Annotated in this window: 14 protein-coding genes; 3 read left to right on the forward strand and 11 right to left on the reverse strand. The window is 71.3% G+C overall.

The features are described from left to right. Nucleotides 1-197 precede the first annotated feature (197 nt). The 6 genes from AC07PU_RS18825 to AC07PU_RS18850 all read right to left on the reverse strand — a co-directional run bounded on the left by AC07PU_RS18825 (nucleotide 198) and on the right by AC07PU_RS18850 (nucleotide 6,942). The gene (locus AC07PU_RS18825; RefSeq protein WP_093345779.1) at nucleotides 198-575 is read right to left on the reverse strand and encodes a helix-turn-helix domain-containing protein; all 378 of its coding nucleotides are present in this window, start codon (nucleotides 573-575) and stop codon (nucleotides 198-200) included. A 15-nt stretch (nucleotides 576-590) separates the two neighbouring features. Next, nucleotides 591-890: a type II toxin-antitoxin system HigB family toxin gene (locus AC07PU_RS18830; protein ID WP_431513876.1), complete on the reverse strand. Its 300-nt coding sequence runs from the start codon at nucleotides 888-890 to the stop codon at nucleotides 591-593. A 69-nt stretch (nucleotides 891-959) separates the two neighbouring features. Continuing rightward, nucleotides 960-2,690 (reverse strand): ABC transporter ATP-binding protein, encoded by a 1,731-nt coding sequence (locus tag AC07PU_RS18835; protein ID WP_495319444.1) that lies wholly within the window; start codon nucleotides 2,688-2,690, stop codon nucleotides 960-962. Nucleotide 2,691: 1 nt separating this feature from the next. Beyond that, entirely contained in the window at nucleotides 2,692-3,666 is a 975-nt protein-coding gene (locus AC07PU_RS18840) for an ABC transporter permease (protein WP_495319446.1), read from the reverse strand. Between the two features lie 43 nt (nucleotides 3,667-3,709). Continuing rightward, nucleotides 3,710-4,693, reverse strand: coding sequence for an ABC transporter permease (locus AC07PU_RS18845; RefSeq protein ID WP_093345771.1), 984 nt, complete (start codon nucleotides 4,691-4,693; stop codon nucleotides 3,710-3,712). Continuing rightward, on the reverse strand, nucleotides 4,690-6,942 hold the full coding sequence (locus tag AC07PU_RS18850) for a rhodanese-like domain-containing protein (protein ID WP_495319448.1): 2,253 nt from the start codon (nucleotides 6,940-6,942) through the stop codon (nucleotides 4,690-4,692). Before AC07PU_RS18850 ends, AC07PU_RS18845 begins: the two co-directional genes overlap by 4 nt. Before the next feature lie 180 nt (nucleotides 6,943-7,122). Here AC07PU_RS18850 and AC07PU_RS18855 point away from each other — a divergent pair, with 180 nt between their 5' ends. After that, on the forward strand, nucleotides 7,123-8,142 hold the full coding sequence (locus AC07PU_RS18855) for a tripartite tricarboxylate transporter substrate binding protein (RefSeq protein ID WP_495319450.1): 1,020 nt from the start codon (nucleotides 7,123-7,125) through the stop codon (nucleotides 8,140-8,142). An 18-nt stretch (nucleotides 8,143-8,160) separates the two neighbouring features. Here AC07PU_RS18855 and AC07PU_RS18860 read toward each other — a convergent pair whose 3' ends face one another. Then, entirely contained in the window at nucleotides 8,161-9,639 is a 1,479-nt protein-coding gene (locus tag AC07PU_RS18860; protein ID WP_495319452.1) for a SidA/IucD/PvdA family monooxygenase, read from the reverse strand. A 286-nt stretch (nucleotides 9,640-9,925) separates the two neighbouring features. On the opposite strand from AC07PU_RS18860, the gene AC07PU_RS18865 reads away from it, so the two are divergent. After that, nucleotides 9,926-10,864: a CysB family HTH-type transcriptional regulator gene (locus tag AC07PU_RS18865; RefSeq protein WP_296779660.1), complete on the forward strand. Its 939-nt coding sequence runs from the start codon at nucleotides 9,926-9,928 to the stop codon at nucleotides 10,862-10,864. Here the strand turns inward: AC07PU_RS18865 and AC07PU_RS18870 are convergent. The 3 genes from AC07PU_RS18870 to AC07PU_RS18880 are packed head-to-tail and all read right to left on the reverse strand — an operon-like array spanning nucleotide 10,861 to nucleotide 13,201. Next, a complete protein-coding gene (locus AC07PU_RS18870) occupies nucleotides 10,861-11,469 on the reverse strand; it encodes an alkylhydroperoxidase domain protein (RefSeq protein WP_495319455.1) in 609 nt (202 codons plus the stop codon). The two genes, AC07PU_RS18865 and AC07PU_RS18870, sit on opposite strands and share 4 nt — an antisense overlap. 5 nt (nucleotides 11,470-11,474) lie before the next feature. After that, nucleotides 11,475-12,107: a CMD domain protein gene (locus tag AC07PU_RS18875; RefSeq protein ID WP_495319457.1), complete on the reverse strand. Its 633-nt coding sequence runs from the start codon at nucleotides 12,105-12,107 to the stop codon at nucleotides 11,475-11,477. After that, on the reverse strand, nucleotides 12,104-13,201 hold the full coding sequence (locus tag AC07PU_RS18880) for a putative FMN-dependent luciferase-like monooxygenase (protein WP_495319459.1): 1,098 nt from the start codon (nucleotides 13,199-13,201) through the stop codon (nucleotides 12,104-12,106). The genes AC07PU_RS18875 and AC07PU_RS18880 overlap by 4 nt, the downstream gene beginning before the upstream one ends. 205 nt (nucleotides 13,202-13,406) lie before the next feature. Here AC07PU_RS18880 and AC07PU_RS18885 point away from each other — a divergent pair, with 205 nt between their 5' ends. After that, nucleotides 13,407-14,762, forward strand: coding sequence for an LLM class flavin-dependent oxidoreductase (locus AC07PU_RS18885; RefSeq protein ID WP_495319460.1), 1,356 nt, complete (start codon nucleotides 13,407-13,409; stop codon nucleotides 14,760-14,762). An 18-nt stretch (nucleotides 14,763-14,780) separates the two neighbouring features. Here AC07PU_RS18885 and AC07PU_RS18890 read toward each other — a convergent pair whose 3' ends face one another. After that, nucleotides 14,781-15,404 carry an FMN-binding negative transcriptional regulator gene (locus AC07PU_RS18890; protein WP_495319462.1) on the reverse strand — a complete coding sequence of 208 codons (624 nt, stop codon included), beginning with the start codon at nucleotides 15,402-15,404 and terminating at the stop codon, nucleotides 14,781-14,783. Between the last annotated feature and the right edge of the window lie 75 nt (nucleotides 15,405-15,479).

The raw sequence follows: 15,479 nt of genomic DNA on the forward strand, positions 1-15,479 counted from the left end.
CTGCGGACCCCCGCTTTCTCCGAGCACCGCAGGTTGCCCGTAGCGAAGCGGAGGGACACAGACAGCGGGGTCGCCTTCTTTTGCTTACTTTTCTTGGCGAGACAAGAAAAGTAAGTCGCCCGCCGGGGCGAGACCCGGCCAACAGCCTCACCAAAGAGAACAACACATAAAACCGAAGAGCCGGCCCCACGCGCACATCAATCCGCCAATGCTTCTTCCTCGGCCAACCCAATCAACACATCGGCCGGAATCCCCATCCCCTTGTTCAAGCGCCGGATCATGTGCAACGTCAACGGGCGCTTGCGCGCCAGCACTTCGTACACGCGATTCAGCGGCCCGATAAAGGGAACGAGATCCTTCACGCCCATTCCCGACTGATCCATGCGGAACTTGATCGCCTCGATCGGGTCGGGTGGATCGATCGGGTGATGCTTCGCTTCGTAGGCCTGAACCAGCGTCACGAGCACATCGAGGCGGTCGCCTTCGGGCGTGTCCCGCTTGGCCATCATCAGGCCTTCAATCGCCGCGAGCGCGGCGCGGTAGCTGCTTTCGTTCTTGACGGGTTGAATTTCCATGACGGGCTCCTTCCTTCAAATGGTGTTCGCGTCGATCTGGTCGTACTGCGCGTGCGTGCCGATGAACCGGGTGTAGATCGTTGCGTAGTCGTAGTTGATCCAGACGACGAGCCGGTACTTGTTGCCCCCGAGGTTGAACACGGCACGGCCGTCCTTGAGGATGCTGACCTTCGGCATGGCGGCCACGACATCGGCGGGCTGCGTCCACTGCGCGGCGCAGGCCATCGCGTACCAGGCCCGCGCCGGGCCGACACAGTCCTGATGGGCGTCCTGCCGGTAGAAGTCGACCAGCATTTTCTGGGCGATGACTCGCATGACGCGATTTTAGTCCCAAATTGGGACTGACGCCGACGGCGTGTTCCCGCCGGCGTTTTCGGAGCAACCTCAGGCCGCCTTCCTCTGCTCCGCCCCAGGCACAGCAGCAATCAAGCTCCGCGTATAAGCATGCTGCGGCCGATCCCAAATATCCTGATATCCCCCCGTCTCCACGATCTTCCCCTTGTTCATCACCATCACCCGATCCGCGATGTACCGCACCACCGACAGGTCGTGCGAAATGAACAGGTAGGAGAGCCCGAAGTCCTCCTTCAGCTCCACCAGCAGGTTCAGGATCTGCGCCTGCACCGACACGTCGAGCGCCGACACCGGCTCGTCGAGCACCACCAGCGACGGCCGCAGCACGAGCGCGCGCGCGATGCCGATGCGCTGTCGCTGCCCGCCCGAGAACTCGTTGGGGAAGCGCCGTGCCGCGTCGGCCGGCAGGCCCACGCGCTCGAGGATGGCGGCGATGCGGTTGCGGCGCTCGGCGCGGTCGTCCACGCCGTGCACCTTGAGCACCGACTCGAGGATGTCGAACACGCTGCGCCGCGGGTTCAGCGACGCGTAGGGATCCTGGAACACCATCTGCACGCGCCGCCGCCAGGGCTTGAGCACTTTTTCGGACAGTGAAGCGATGTCGGTGCCGTCGAACACGATGCGCCCGCCCGCCGGGTCCACCAGTCGCAGCAGGGTGCGCGAGAGCGTGGACTTGCCGCAGCCCGATTCGCCGACCAGGCCCACGGTCTCGCCGGCGCGGATGTCGAACGAAACACCGTCGACGGCATGCAGCACGCCGCCGCCGCGCGTCGGGTAGTCGGTGCGCAGGTCCTGCACCGACAGCAGCGGCTCGCCGGCCGCGGCGCGCACGGGCAAGGCACGCACCTTCGTGTTCGGCTGCGGCACGTGCAGCGCGAAGTCGCGCACGCCGGTCGCGGGATCGAGCCGGGTCTGGATCTCGGGCAGGCGCGCATCCGCGTAGTGCAGCGCGCTGCCGGCATGCAGCGAGGCGCCGAGCAGGCCGCGGGTGTAGGCATGCGAAGGGGCGGCGAAGAGCTTCGAGGTCGGTGCCTCCTCGACCTTCTCGCCGCCGTACATCACGGCCACGCGGTCGGCCCACTGGGCCACCAGGCCCAGGTCGTGGGTGATCAGCAGCAGCGCCATGTCGAGCTCGCGGCGCAGGCCGTCGAGCAGCTCGAGGATCTGCGCCTGGATGGTCACGTCGAGCGCGGTGGTGGGCTCGTCGGCCACCAGCAGGCGCGGCTTGCAGGCCACCGCCATCGCGATCATCACGCGCTGGCGCTGGCCGCCAGAGAGGTTGTGCGGATGGTCGTCGATGCGCCGCTGCGGCTCGGGAATGCGCACCAGGTCTAGCAGCTCGATGGCCCGCCGGCGCGCCGCGGCGGCCGAGAGCTTCTCGTGGCGGCGCAGCGTCTCCTCGATCTGCGCGCCGATGGTGTGCACCGGGTTCAGCGAGGTCATCGGCTCCTGGAAGATCATCGCGATCTCGCGCCCGCGCACCTCGCGCAACGCGGCCGGCGACAGCGCGAGGATGTCGCGCCCGTCGAAATGGATGCTGCCGCGCAGCGCGGTGCCGGGCGCGAGCAGGCGCAGCAGCGCCAGCGCGGTGGTCGACTTGCCGCAGCCCGATTCGCCGACCAGCGCCAGCGTCTCGCCGCGCTGCAAGGTCAGGTCCAGCCCGCGCACGGCCTGGATCGGGCCGTTCGAGCCGTGGAAGAAGACATCGAGGCCGCGCACGTCCAGCAGCGGCGGCGCGATCGTCACGGGTTCGAGCGTCATCTCAACGGCCCCTCAAACGCGGGTTGAAAGCATCGTTGAGGCCGTCGCCCACGAGGTTGAGCGCCAGCACGGTGAAGACGATGGCCGCCCCCGGCAGCGCAGTGAGGTACCAGGCGGTGCGCAGCAGCTCGCGGCCCTGGCCGATCATGCTGCCCCACGACACCGCATTGGGGTCGCCCATGCCGAGGAAGGACAGCGCCGACTCGATCAGGATCGCGCTGGCCACCAGCACCGAGGTGGTGACGATGACCGGCGGCAGCGCGTTCGGCAGCATCTCCTGGAAGATGATGCGCGCATGGCCAAAGCCCTGGCTGCGCGCGGCGAGCACGAACTCGGTCTCGCGCAGCGCGCGGAACTCGGCGCGCACCAGCCGCGCGATCACGGGCCAGGAGGCCAGGCCGATGGCGAACACGATCACCGGCACCGAGGGCTGGCCGATCGCCACCACCACGATCACGAACAGGAACGAGGGCATGGTCTGGAACAGCTCGGTGATGCGCACCAGCACGTCGTCGACCCGGCCGCCGAAGTAGCCCGCGGTGGCGCCCACGAGGATGCCGATCGCGAGGCTCAGCACGGCCGCGACCACGCCCACCGCGAGCGAGACGCGCGCGCCGTGCGCGATGCCGGCCGCGACGTCGCGTCCGAGCGAATCGCTGCCCAGCGGATAGGCGGCGTCCTGGCCGGGCCACAGCAGCGGCTGCGCGACCATGTCGAGCGGATCGCCCGGATAGAGCAGCGGCGCGAGCAGGGCCAGCACCAGCATGGCTAGCAGCAGCACCACGCCCGCCACGGCGGAAGGGTTGCGCACGAAGGCGCGCAGCGCGGCGCGGCGCGCCGAGACCGGGCGTGCGTCGACGGCGGCGACGACGGCAGCGGCCGGCGTCGGCGGCGCGGGTGGTTCCGCGCGGCGTGGCGCCGTTGCCGGCGCGGGCGCTTGCGCGAGGTTGGAATCGAGCAGGAAGGGAGTGGACATCGGTGAGGAACCAGAAGAGCGTGAAGCGGTGCGCGCGCGGAACTCAGCGCACCTGGATGCGCGGGTCGAGCAGCGCGTGCAGCAGGTCGACCAGCATGTTGGCCACGATCACCAGCAGCGACGACATCAGCAGCACGCCGAGCAGCACCGTGTAGTCGCGTCCGGCCACCGAGTCGAAGGCCAGCCGGCCGAGACCGGGCCAGCTGAAGACGGTCTCGACCACCACCGCGCCGCCGAGCAGGGTGCCCAGGTGCATGCCGGCCACGGTGGTGACCGGAATCAGCGCGTTGCGCAGCACGTGGCGCATCGTGACGGTCCACGGATGCAGGCCCTTGGCCTCGGCGGTGCGCACGAAGTCCTGGCGCGACACCTCGAGCATGGCGGCGCGCGTGAGCCGCGAGAAGATGGCGATGTAGAAGCCCGCGAGCGCGAGCGCCGGCAGCACCAGGTGGCGCGCCACGTCGACCGCATGCTTCAGGCCCGTGTAGCCCGCGCCGATGGTCTCGCTGCCGCCCGTGGGCAGCCAGCCCAGGTGCACCGAGAACAGCACGATCGCCATCAGCCCGAGCCAGAAGCCCGGCGTGGAATACAGCAGCAGCGCCAGCACCGAGAGCGTGCGGTCCTGCCAGCGGCCCACGCGCGTGGCCATGATGGTGCCCAGCGCGATGCCGATGGCGAGCGCGAAGCCCAGCGCGGTGAGCATCAAGAGCAGCGTGTTGCCCAGCCGCGCGCCGATCAGCGCCACCACCGGCATGTTGTAGCGCGGCGAAACGCCGAGGCTGCCGTGCGAGAGGTTGTAGAGGTAGCTGCCGAGCTGCTGCAGCACCGGCAGGTCGAGGCCGAAGTGGGCGCGCAGCTGCGCCATGCTCTCGGCCGTGGCCGAGCCCGATTCGGCCGCCACCACGTCGGCGGCGTCGCCCGGGATCAGCTGCATCAGCACGAAGTTCAGCAGGATGACGCCGATCACGGTCGGCACGGCCTGCCAGGCCGTGCGCACCAGGGTTCGGCCAGCGCTTCGCAGGTTCATGGCGCCACCGCCGCGTCGGCCGTGGCGGGCGCGACCAGCCGGATGCCCACGTCGCCTTCGCGCTCGAGCTGGGCCACGAGGCCGATCTCCCAGTCGAGGTACTGCTGGAAGCCGGCATTGCGCGCCGCCAGGTCGGCATGCGCGTAGGGGCTGTACCAGTGGTCGTCGTCGCCGGTCAGCACGCCCTCGCCGCCCTGGCCCGTGGGCAGGCCGGCCGCGACCCAGGCCTGGGTGCCGCCCGCGAGCGCGAGCACCTCGCGCGCGCTGCCGTCGCGGGCCAGGCGCGCGATGAGTTCGGCCGCGACCGCGCCGGCCAGCACGCCGTCGGACGAGACCAGCACCACGCGCTGCGTGGCGGGCAGGCCGGCGATGAATTCCTCGAGCCGGTCGGGCACCGCGAAGCGCGCGCCCGCGACATGGCGGCGCTCGTAGGCGGCGCGGCGCTCGATGTCGAACACCGCGACGCTGCCGGCGTCGAGCGCCGATGCGAGTTCCCGCACGGCGATGCGCGGCGCGCGCGCATGCAGCGGCAGCAGCTTCACGGGCTCGGGGCCGAGCACCAGCACGGGCAGCGGCGCCGGCGCATGCACGAAGACCTCGTGCCCGCCGAGCTGCGCGAGCCAGGCGCCGGTGGTCAGCGCGCGCACGCCGTCCCAGTCGGCCAGCACAATGCGCGCGCGGCGCACGCCCACGTATTCGTCGGTGGCCTGCACCAGTTGGCCGCCGGGCGCCCAGCGCCAGCCCTCGAGATGGCCGACCTCGTATTCCTGGCGCGTGCGCACGTCGAAGCGGTAGAGCGAGCGTTCGCCCGACTCGGCCTCGAGCCGTGCCAGGCCCGCGGCGTCGATGCGGCGCACGCCGGCGCGCCGGGCCACGTCCTCGGCCCGCGCGCGCGCCTGCTCGAGGCCGGCGGCCTCGGGCTCGGGCAGCGGCGCGCTGCGGCCGTGCGACAGCGTGCGCCCGGCCAGCAGCCAGGCCATGGTGCCGTCCTTGAGCGAGACCACGGGGTTCGGGATGCCCGCATCGATCAGCGTCTGCGCGCCGACGATGCTGCGCGTGCGGCCGGCGCAGTTCACCACCACCAGCGTCTCGGGACGCGGCGCGAATTCATGGATGCGATAGACCAGCTCGGCGCCCGGCAGGCTGTGGGCGAACGGCAGGCTGAAGTCGGCGAACTCCTCGGGCGTGCGGCTGTCGACCACCACGATGTCGTCGCCACGTTCCACGCGCTGGTGCAGCTCGTCGACCGAGATCCACGGCGTGTGCTTGCGGTGCTCGATGACCTCGCCGAAGGCCTTGCTCGGCACGTTGCTGCCGCTGAAGAGTTCGTAGCCCGCCGCGGCCCAGCCCGCGGTGCCGCCGGCGAGCACCGACACGTTGCGCCAGCCCAGGCGCACCAGCTTGCCCGCGGCCTGGTGGGCCAGCGACTCGTCGGCGTCGGTCAGCACGATGCGGGTGTCGCGGCGTGGCACCAGGCGGTCGATCAAGAGCTCCAGCCGCCACAGCGGCGCCGAGGCGGCCAGCAGGATGTGGCTGCGCACGAACACGCCGGTCTCGCGAACGTCGAGCAGTGCGATCTCCTCGCCGTCGGACAGCGCGGCCTTGAGCGCCGCCGGCGCGATCGCCGGATGGCGGATGTTGCGCGGCGGGCCGAACCGGCGGTAGCTGCCGCCGGCCGTGCCTTCGAACACCACGCGATGCTCGAGCCGCTCGAGCGCGCGGCCGTAGAAATGCAGGTGCCGGCCGTCGAGGCCGTCGACCAGCTCGATGGTGTGGACGTCGGTCGGCGTCAGCACCACCGCGCTGCCCGTGGCCACGTCGACCACGCGCGTCTGCACGAGGTCGTCGCGCGCGGGATCGGCGGTCTTCTCGCGGCGGTAGAGCACGTTGCGCTCGTTGCCTTCGACGCCCGCGATGATCGCCCAGGTCGTGTGGTCGTGCGGCGGCTGGGCCTTGCCGGCCAGGCCCGCCGAGAGGTAGAGCGCGAAGCCGCCGTCGGCGTCCTCGGCCAGCCGGTAGACCTGCGCGGGGCGCTCGGCATCGATCGGGAAATGGGCGGCCGGGAACAGGTCGGCGCGCCGGCCCAGGGCGATCAGCGCGTCGGCCACCGGCTGCAGCTGGGCGTGGCCCTCGCCGGGGCCGGCGGCCAGCAGGCCGCGCGCCTGCGCGAGAAAGGCGTCGACGGCGCGCGCGCGCTCGCTCGCGAGGTCGTTGCCCGCCGTTTCGACGGGGAGTTCGGAGAGGCTCATGGGGGACTTTCGAGGGGAAGGCGGGGAAGCGGGAACACGGCTCGGGGCCGCGGTGTGGGCAGGGTATGCGGCGGGCCGGGCCGGCCGAACGAAGTTTTTCTTCTACGCATATCCGGTTTGCTTCGTTGGACGCGCGCGCGCCCGCGCCTACGGTCGGCGCATCCTCGAACAAGACACCCAATGACCTCCCTGCCCTCCCCGACCCGCGGCGCGCGCCGCGCCCTGCTGCGCGCCACGCTGGCCGCTCCCGTCCTGCTCGCCGCCTTCACGGTTTCCGCCCGCGCCGCCACCGACGAGGCGGCCGGTTTCCCCTCAAAGCCGGTCCACATCGTGGTGCCGGTGGCCGCCGGCGGCAGCGCCGACAAGCTCACCCGCCTGATCGCCGAGCGCCTGACCGAGCGCTGGGGCCAGTCGGTGGTGGTCGAGAACCTCGCGGGTGCCAGCGGCACCATCGGCGCCGCGCGCGTGGCCAAGTCGCCGGCCGACGGCTACACGCTGCTGCAGCAGGGCGAGGGACTGACGCTCAACGGCATCCTGTTCGACCGCCTGCCCTACGACGGCCAGAAGGCCTTCACGCCGGTGATCAAGGCGGTGGTCAACCCGCAGATCCTGGTGGTCAACCCGAAGACCGGCATCGCCGACTTCCGCGCCTACCTCGCGCGCGCGAAGGCGCGGCCGCACTCGATCAGCCTGGGCCTGCCGGGCAATGGCGGCATCGCCCACGTGGCGCACGAGATGATCGGCCAGGAGACCGGCGCGCAGGTCAACTACATCCCCTATTCGGGCGGCGGACCGGCCACGCTCGACGTGCTCGCGGGCCATGTCGACGCCACGCTGATCACGCTGGCCGCCGTGACCGACCACGTGCGCGCCGGCAAGCTGCGCGCGCTCGCGGTCACCACCGACTACCGCTCGGGCGCCCTGCCCGAGGTGCCGACGATGGCCGAGGCCGGGCTGCCGGGCTTCGCGGTCGAGAGCTGGCAGGGCTACTTCGCGCCGGCCGGCACGCCGCCGGCCGTGGTCGCGAAGATCAACCGCGACATCCAGGCCGTGATCGCCGCGCCCGAGACGCGCGCCAAGCTCGAGGACATGGGCTTCAAGGTGACCGGCGGCTCGCCGGCCGACCTGGGGCGCACGCTGGCGGCGGAGCGCATCCGCTATGCGAAGACCATTCAGACGGCGGGGATCTCGCTGCGCTGAGATCCCGCCGTCATCCGTTCAGGCTGCCTGCAGCCGCGCCTCCCCCTGCCACAGCGCGCCCGCATAGAGCTCGGGCCCGAAGTCCGGCGGCACCTCGGCGCGCGTGCGCGCCTCGTGCAGCGGCAGGTCGGCCAGCACCAGGTCCTCGCTGATGCGGCGCACGATGGCCGGCACGTAGCCGCGCATGCCGGGCACGTCACCCAGCGGCAGGCCGGTGCTCGCGAAGCCGCCCGGGTTGTAGACGTGGATGTCGCGCAGCCACGGCGCCGTGCCCGCTGTCTTCTCGACCAGCTCGAGGCCCGCGCCCAGGTAGGGCGCGGCCGCGAGCTCGTCGTCGCGCTCGTGCGCGGGCGCCTCGAAGCGGTCGCGCCAGCGCAGCACCAGCTCGGCGATGCCGGCCAGCTCGGGGCGCTCGCTCAGCTCGTGGCTGTAGCCGGTGCCGGCGATCGCGAAGTCGAAGTGGAAATGCTCATCGTGCACATGGGCCACGAGCTGGTTGCCGTTCTGCGTGACGCCGCGCCACGGCGCGCCCAGGTGCAGATGGAAATTGGGAAAGGCCAGCACGCGCTGCACCGAGTCGGGCGGCGGCGTAGTGCCCAGGCGGCGGTAGCGCGCCGCATGGTGCCAGCGCGTGGCATCGGGCAGCGCGAAGTAGTTGTCGTACAGGCCCGGATAGCCACGCACGCGCGCCACCGGCGTGGCCGCGAGATGGTCGCGGCGCGCGAACAGATGGACGGCGGCCGCGCCATGCTCGAGCGCCACCGCGGCTGCGTCGAAGGCCGAGGCCGCCGCGCCGATCACGGCCACGCGCTTGCCTGCGAGCGCCGCGAAATCGATCGCATGGCCGGTGTGGGCCGCGAGCCCGCTGGCCACCGCGTTCGCGAGCAGCTCGGGCACGAAGGGCGCGCCGCTGCCGGCCACGCCGTTGGCGAAGACCAGCTTGCGCGCGGTCTCGATGCGCTCCTGGCCGTCGATCTCGAGCCGCACGCGGAAGTGCGGCACCGCGCCCTGCCCGGCCGCCTCGAAGCCGACCAGCCGCGTGCCATAACGCACCCCGGTGGCGGTGATGTCGCGAAACCAGTCGAGGTAGGCGGCCCAGTCGGTGCGCGGAATGCGGTCGAGCGCCGCATAGGCCTCGAGGCCGTGGCGCGATTCGTACCAGGCCTGGAAGCCCAGCGCGCTCACCGAGCCCTCGGGGCCGACCAGGTTCTTGAGCGTGCGCAGCTTGTGCATGCGCGCACGCGTGAGCCACACGCCCGCGCGCTGCGCATCGGGCGCGGCATCGATCACGCTGACTTCGGCGATGCCCGCGCGGCGCAGCGCGAACGAGAGCGCGGCACCGCTCTGGCCGCCGCCGACGACGAGCACGTCGTGGTCGATGCCATCGTGGCGCGGCACCCAGTTGGCGGGCGCGGGGCCGAGCAGGCGCAGCGCCTCGTGGGCGAAGCGGTCGCGCGGGTCGTTCGGTGCGAGGGGCGTGGAGGGGGCGTTGCTCATGAGGTGGTCGACAGGAGTGGCGCGGCGGATGCCGCGAAAAAAAACGGGCCCCGAGGGGCCCGTTGAAACTGCATCGCCGTAGCGACCAGGAGACACTCACCCTCGAAGGCAAGAGCCCTCATTCTTCAAGAGAGCGCGGCCTTCGCGAAGCACGTAATCCGCATACGCTGATCCGTTTTTGTTCTTTGCCGCGCGGCATCGTCGCGCGATAGCCTGCGGGCACTCCCACCGAGTGCGCGCCCGGAAGGCGCATGCCCCCGCCAGAGACAAGCCTCTTCCCGTCGCCATGAACTTCCAGCAACTGCGATCCGTGCGCGAGACCGTGCGCTGCGGCTTCAACCTCAGCGAAGCCGCCGTGGTGCTCGAGGCCTCGCAGTCCGGCGTGAGCCGGCAGATCCGCGACCTCGAGAACGAGCTCGGCATCCTGCTGTTCAAGCGCTCGGGCAAGCGGCTCACCGGCCTCACCTCGCCCGGCGACCATCTGCTGCCGATCATCGAGCGCGTGCTCGACGACAGCCTGAACCTGCGCCAGGCCGGCCAGGATTTCCTGGCGCGCGAAGAAGGCCTGCTGTCGATCGCGGCCACGCATTCGCAGGCGCGCTATGCGCTGCCGGCCGCGGTGCAGGAATTCCGCCTGCGCTTTCCCGGCGTGCGGCTGCACCTGCACCAGGGCACGCCGCGCCAGATCGCGCAGATGCTGCTCGACGGCGAGGTCGACGTGGGCATCGCCACCGAGTTGCCGCAGAACCATCCGCAGCTCGCGGCCATCTCCTGTCGCTGCTGGACGCACCTGGTGGTGGCGCCCGCGGGCCATCCGCTGCTGACCGAAGCGCCGCTCACCATCGAGAAGCTCGCGCGCCATCCGCTCATCACCTACGACAGCGGTCTCACGGGCCGCTCGCGCATCGACGAAGCCTTCGCGCGCCATGGCCTCTCGCCCGACATCGTGCTGGCCGCGATGGATGCGGACGTGATCAAGACCTATGTGGAACTGGGCGTGGGCGTGGGCATCGTCGCCGACCTGGCCTACGACGCGGTGCGCGACCGGCGCCTGCGCGCGCTGGAAGCCGGCCACCTGTTCGGCGAGAACCGCACCCAGCTCGCGGTGCGCCGCGGCGGGCATCTGCGCGGCTACATCCATGCCTTCATCGATGCCTTCGCGCCCGGCATGGCGCGCGAGGCGATCGCGCGCGCCAGCGCGGAAGTGCCGCCCGACGACGCCTAGGCGCCTGGCTGCTGCGGCTCGCCCAGCGAGAGCATCAACCGGTTCGCCCAGTTGAAGAAGGCCGCGCCGTGGATCACGTCAGCGATCGCGAGATCGTCCAGGCCCTGCGCGCGCAATGCCTCGATGTGCTCGGTGCCGAAGCTGGACGGCGTGGACGACAGCGCCACCGAAGCCGCGACGATCGCGTCCCAGCGCTCGCCGAGCGCGGCCGTCGTGCCCTCGTCGAGCAGCCGCTGCACGTCGTCCGAACGCTGCGAGAAATGCGTGGCGAAGCGCGCATGCACCGAGGCGCAGTAGATGCAGCCGTTGTGGCGCGAGGCCGCGGCCGCGGCCAGTTCGCGCTCGGCGCGCGGCAGGCCGGCCTCGGGGTTGTAGAAGATGTCCTTGTCGGTGCGCGTGCGCGCGCCGAGGATGTCGGGATCGCGCGCGAGCAGCCGGAAGTACGGCGACTTGGCGCGCGCCGCATCCACCAGGCCCGCGAAGTGGCGCTCGGTGAGCTCGGCTTCGGGCAGCGGCTCGAGCCAGGGCAGCCATTCGAGCTGCACCTGCGTGAAGCGCGTGGGGTGCGCGTTGTCCGGATAGCTCAGGGTCGATTCGGTGGCCATGGCGTTCAGTCGACGGAAGTGATGGGATGGCGCGCCAGCGTGCGCAGGCCCGCGACGACGCGGATCTGGAACGCGAGGAAGGCCACGAGCTGCGACAGGGTCACGATGCCGGTGGACGACCAGCCGGCATCGAGCAAGGCTTGCAGCGCGGTGGGGCTCGCATCGCGCGGATGGAACACCAGCAGTTGCGCATGCACGAGCGCGGCCGAGAGGCGCGGGCCCAGCGCTTCGCGGTTCGCATCGGCGACCGCGTAAGAAGGGCCGGCCGTGTCCTCGACGCTCAGCGGACCGGCGGGATAGCGGCCGTACGGGCCCTTGGCGGCGGCGCGTTTCGCTTCGTCGGCGATCGCCTCGGCCACGCCCGCACGGGCGCGCTGCGCGGCGAGGCGCTGTGCATAGAAGCGCGCGACCTCGGGCTGTTCGTGCAGCGCGGTCACGAAGGCCGCGACGGCGAAGCGGTCCGCGATGTCGAACGCTTCGGGCACGGGCGGCGTGGGCGCGAACAGCGCGAGGTAGCTCTGCTGGGCGTTGAGGCGTGCCTGTTCGCGCTGCGCGCGCAAGCGGTCGAGCGGATCGCCGGGCGCGATGCCGACCAACTGGTCGATCACGTCGGCGACGGGAGGGGTGGTGGCGGTCATGAGGTCTGGAGGGCAGGAATGTCGGTGGGTGCCGCAGCCGTGTCCCGCTGCCAGCCGAGCGCCGGCGCGACCTCGGTGGCGACGAGCTCGATCGAGCGCAGAATCGCCGCATGCGGCGGATCGACCGAGTGCACCTGGCACACGAGGTCGGTGACGCGCGCGAGCGTGCTGTCGGCCGCGAGCGAGGCGATCACGTCCTCGGGCGTGCCCACGTGCACGTCGTAGGCCGCGATCAATCGTTCGAGCGGGGCCTCGGGGCCCGCGCGGTCGGCGAGACCACCACCGCCCGAGGCCGCGAAGCGCGCGGCCGAGCGGCGCAGGCCGATCTCGGCCAGTCGCAGCGCCTCGGCGCGCGTGTCGGCCACGAAGACGCTGCGCGATCCCACGATGCGCGGCGTGGCGCCGGCGGGCAGCGCGGCCAGGTAGGCATCGACGATCGGCTCCTGCAGCTCCGCCAGCGTCGCATCGGGTGCTTCCAGCGTGCGCGGCTGGGTGCGCGAGAGCATCAGGCCGTCGCCGGCCTGGCCCGCGCGCGTGCCGCCACTGACGGAGAAAGTCGCCTGCCAGATCCGGCCCAGCAGTTGCGCGCCCGCGGGGTACAGCGTGTCGCCGCCCGCGAGCGGCCGGCCGGCCCAGGCCGCGCGCACGGCGGCGAGTTGCCGTGCGAACAGGGCCGGACGCTCGGCCGCATCGAGGCCGAAGGCGGCGAAGGCCTCGGGCGTGCCGCCCGTGCCCACGCCGAGTTCGAGCCGGCCGCCCGTGAGCAGGTCCAGCACGATGGCGTCCTCGGCCACGCGCAGCGCGTTCTCGAGCGGCAGGGTCACGATGCCGGTGCCCAGGCGGATGCGGCGCGTGCGCGCGGCCACGTGGGCCAGGAAGACGAAGGGCGAAGGCAGCCCGCCCTCGTGTTCGTGGAAGTGGTGCTGCGCGACCCAGGCCGAGTCGAAGCCGAAGGCCTCGGCATGCGCGATCTGCGCGGCCACCAGGCGATAGCGCTCGGCCGCGGGGGCGTCGTCGAGCAGCCGGCTGAAGAAGCCGAGGCGCTTGCGCACCGTCGGTCGTTGGGCGGAGGGTGCGTGCGAAGGCTCGGGCATGAAGCGGAAATTGTGGCGGCCGCGGCGCGCGCCGGCTGCGAAGAAAAAGTCGCATGCATATGCGCAAACCGAGGCTGCGCCACCCGGCCGCCTTGCCAAATGCAGTGCGCGCCTAAGGAAGTGCGAATCCCTTCTTTCCGCGCGAGCGGGCACCGACTTAACCTGCCGCCGCACTTTTGCGCGCACCCTCCGACCACGAGTTCCCATGGCCACTTCCTCCCGCCAGATCAAGCTGGGCGCCTTTCTCATGCAGACCGGCCACCACATCGCCGCCTGGCGCCATCCGCAGGCCCAGGCCGACGCGGGCAGCAACTTCCGCCACTACGTGGAGCTCGCGAAGCTGGCCGAGGCCGCGAAGTTCGATGCCGTCTTCCTGGCCGACTCGGTGGGCGTGCGCAGCAGCGAACTCGCCTCGCTCTCGCGCACCGCGCGCAGCGACCACTTCGAGCCGCTGACCCTGCTGTCGGCGCTGGCCGCGGTCACCGAGCGCATCGGCCTGATCGCCACCGTGTCGACCAGCTTCAACGAGCCCTTCAACGTGGCGCGCAAGTTCGCCTCGCTCGACCAGATCAGCGGCGGGCGCTCGGGCTGGAACCTCGTGACCTCGAGCGGCACCGGCGAGGCGCAGAACTTCAACCGCGACGAGCACTTCGAGCATGCGCTGCGCTACGAGCGCGCGGCCGAGTTCCACGACGTGGTGACCGGCCTGTGGGACAGCTGGGAGGACGACAGCTTCGTGCGCGACAAGGACAGCGGCCAGTACTTCCACGAGGACAAGCTGCACGTGCTGCATCACAAGGGCAAGCATTTCTCGGTGCGCGGGCCGCTCAACGTCTCGCGTTCGCCGCAGGGCCGGCCGGTGGTGGTGCAGGCCGGTGCCTCGGAGGCCGGCCGCGACCTCGCGGCACGCACGGCCGAGGTGATCTTCGTCGCGCACCAGACCTTCGACGAGGCGAAGAGCTTCTACCGCGACATCAAGGACCGCGCCCAGGCCTACGACCGCGAGCCCGAGTCGATCAAGATCATGCCGGGCATCTTCCCGGTGGTCGGTCGCACGCAGGAGGAGGCCGAGGAGAAGTTCGCGCTGCTGCAGGACCTGGTGCACCCGGTGGTCGGCGTCTCGCTGCTGTCGAACGTGATCGGCGGCTTCGACTTCTCGGGCCTGCCGGTCGACGGCCCCGTGCCCGAGCTGCCCGAGACCAACGGCCCCAAGAGCCGGCAGCGCCTGCTGCTCGACCTCGCGCGGCGCGAGAACCTCAGCATCCGCGATCTCTACCTGCGCATCGCGGGCGCGCGCGGCCACCAGCAGGTGGTGGGCACGCCGCAGAGCATCGCCGACCAGCTGCAGCAGTGGTTCGAGGAAGGCGGCGCCGATGGCTTCAACATCATGTCGCCCTGGTTCCCGGGCGGCCTGCAGGACTTCATCGAGCTGGTGCTGCCCGAGCTGCGCCGGCGCGGCCTGGTGCGCACCGAGTACGAGGGGCGCACCTTGCGCGAGCACCTGGGGCTGCAGCGGCCGCGGCATGGGCAGCGCCGGGCCGCGGTGGGCGCCGTCGCATAGCGGCGCGCGACCGACCGATCAGTCGATCGGGCGCATGCGCTCGGCGATCTCGGCGTGGCCGCGCGCGGCCAGCGCCTCGGACGCACCCGCGCGATCGCGCGTTTCCTTGTTCTGGCTCAGCTTCGACTTGCCGACCAGCGAGGTGAGCGCGATCTCGATGCCGACGATGTGGCCCAGCAGGCCGTCGATGAATTCGGGCGCCGAGTCGCCCATCTTCCAGGGCCTGGGCTCGGCCGCCTCGTGCCGGCGCGTGAGGCGCGCGACGATGCCGCGCACGAAGCGCTCGTCGTCGCGCACGGTGATCGTGCCGTGCGCATGCACCACCTCGTAGTTCCAGGTCGGCACCTGCCGGTGCAGTTCGTGCTTGCTCGGATACCAGCTCGGCGAGATGTAGGCCTGCGCGGCGCGAAAGACCACCATGACCTCGGTGCCGGTCGGGCAGCGCTGCCAGACATCGTTGGCGCGCGCGACGTGGGCCGAGAGCAGGCCGTGGGTGCCGACCTCGGGATCGAACTCGAAGGGCAGGTGATCGGCGTCCAGCCCCGTGGGGCCGTGCGTGACCAGCATGCCGAGCGGATGCTCGCGGATGACGCGCTGCAGCGCGGCGGGATCGGTGACGGCGAAATGCGCGGGGATGTACATCGGGCGTGGCTCGGAAAGCGTATGGGGTGCCTCACTGTCGCCTCGAACCGGCACAATGCGAAGAACCAGTTTGAG

This window comes from Variovorax sp. GW821-FHT10D07, assembly GCF_059415325.1.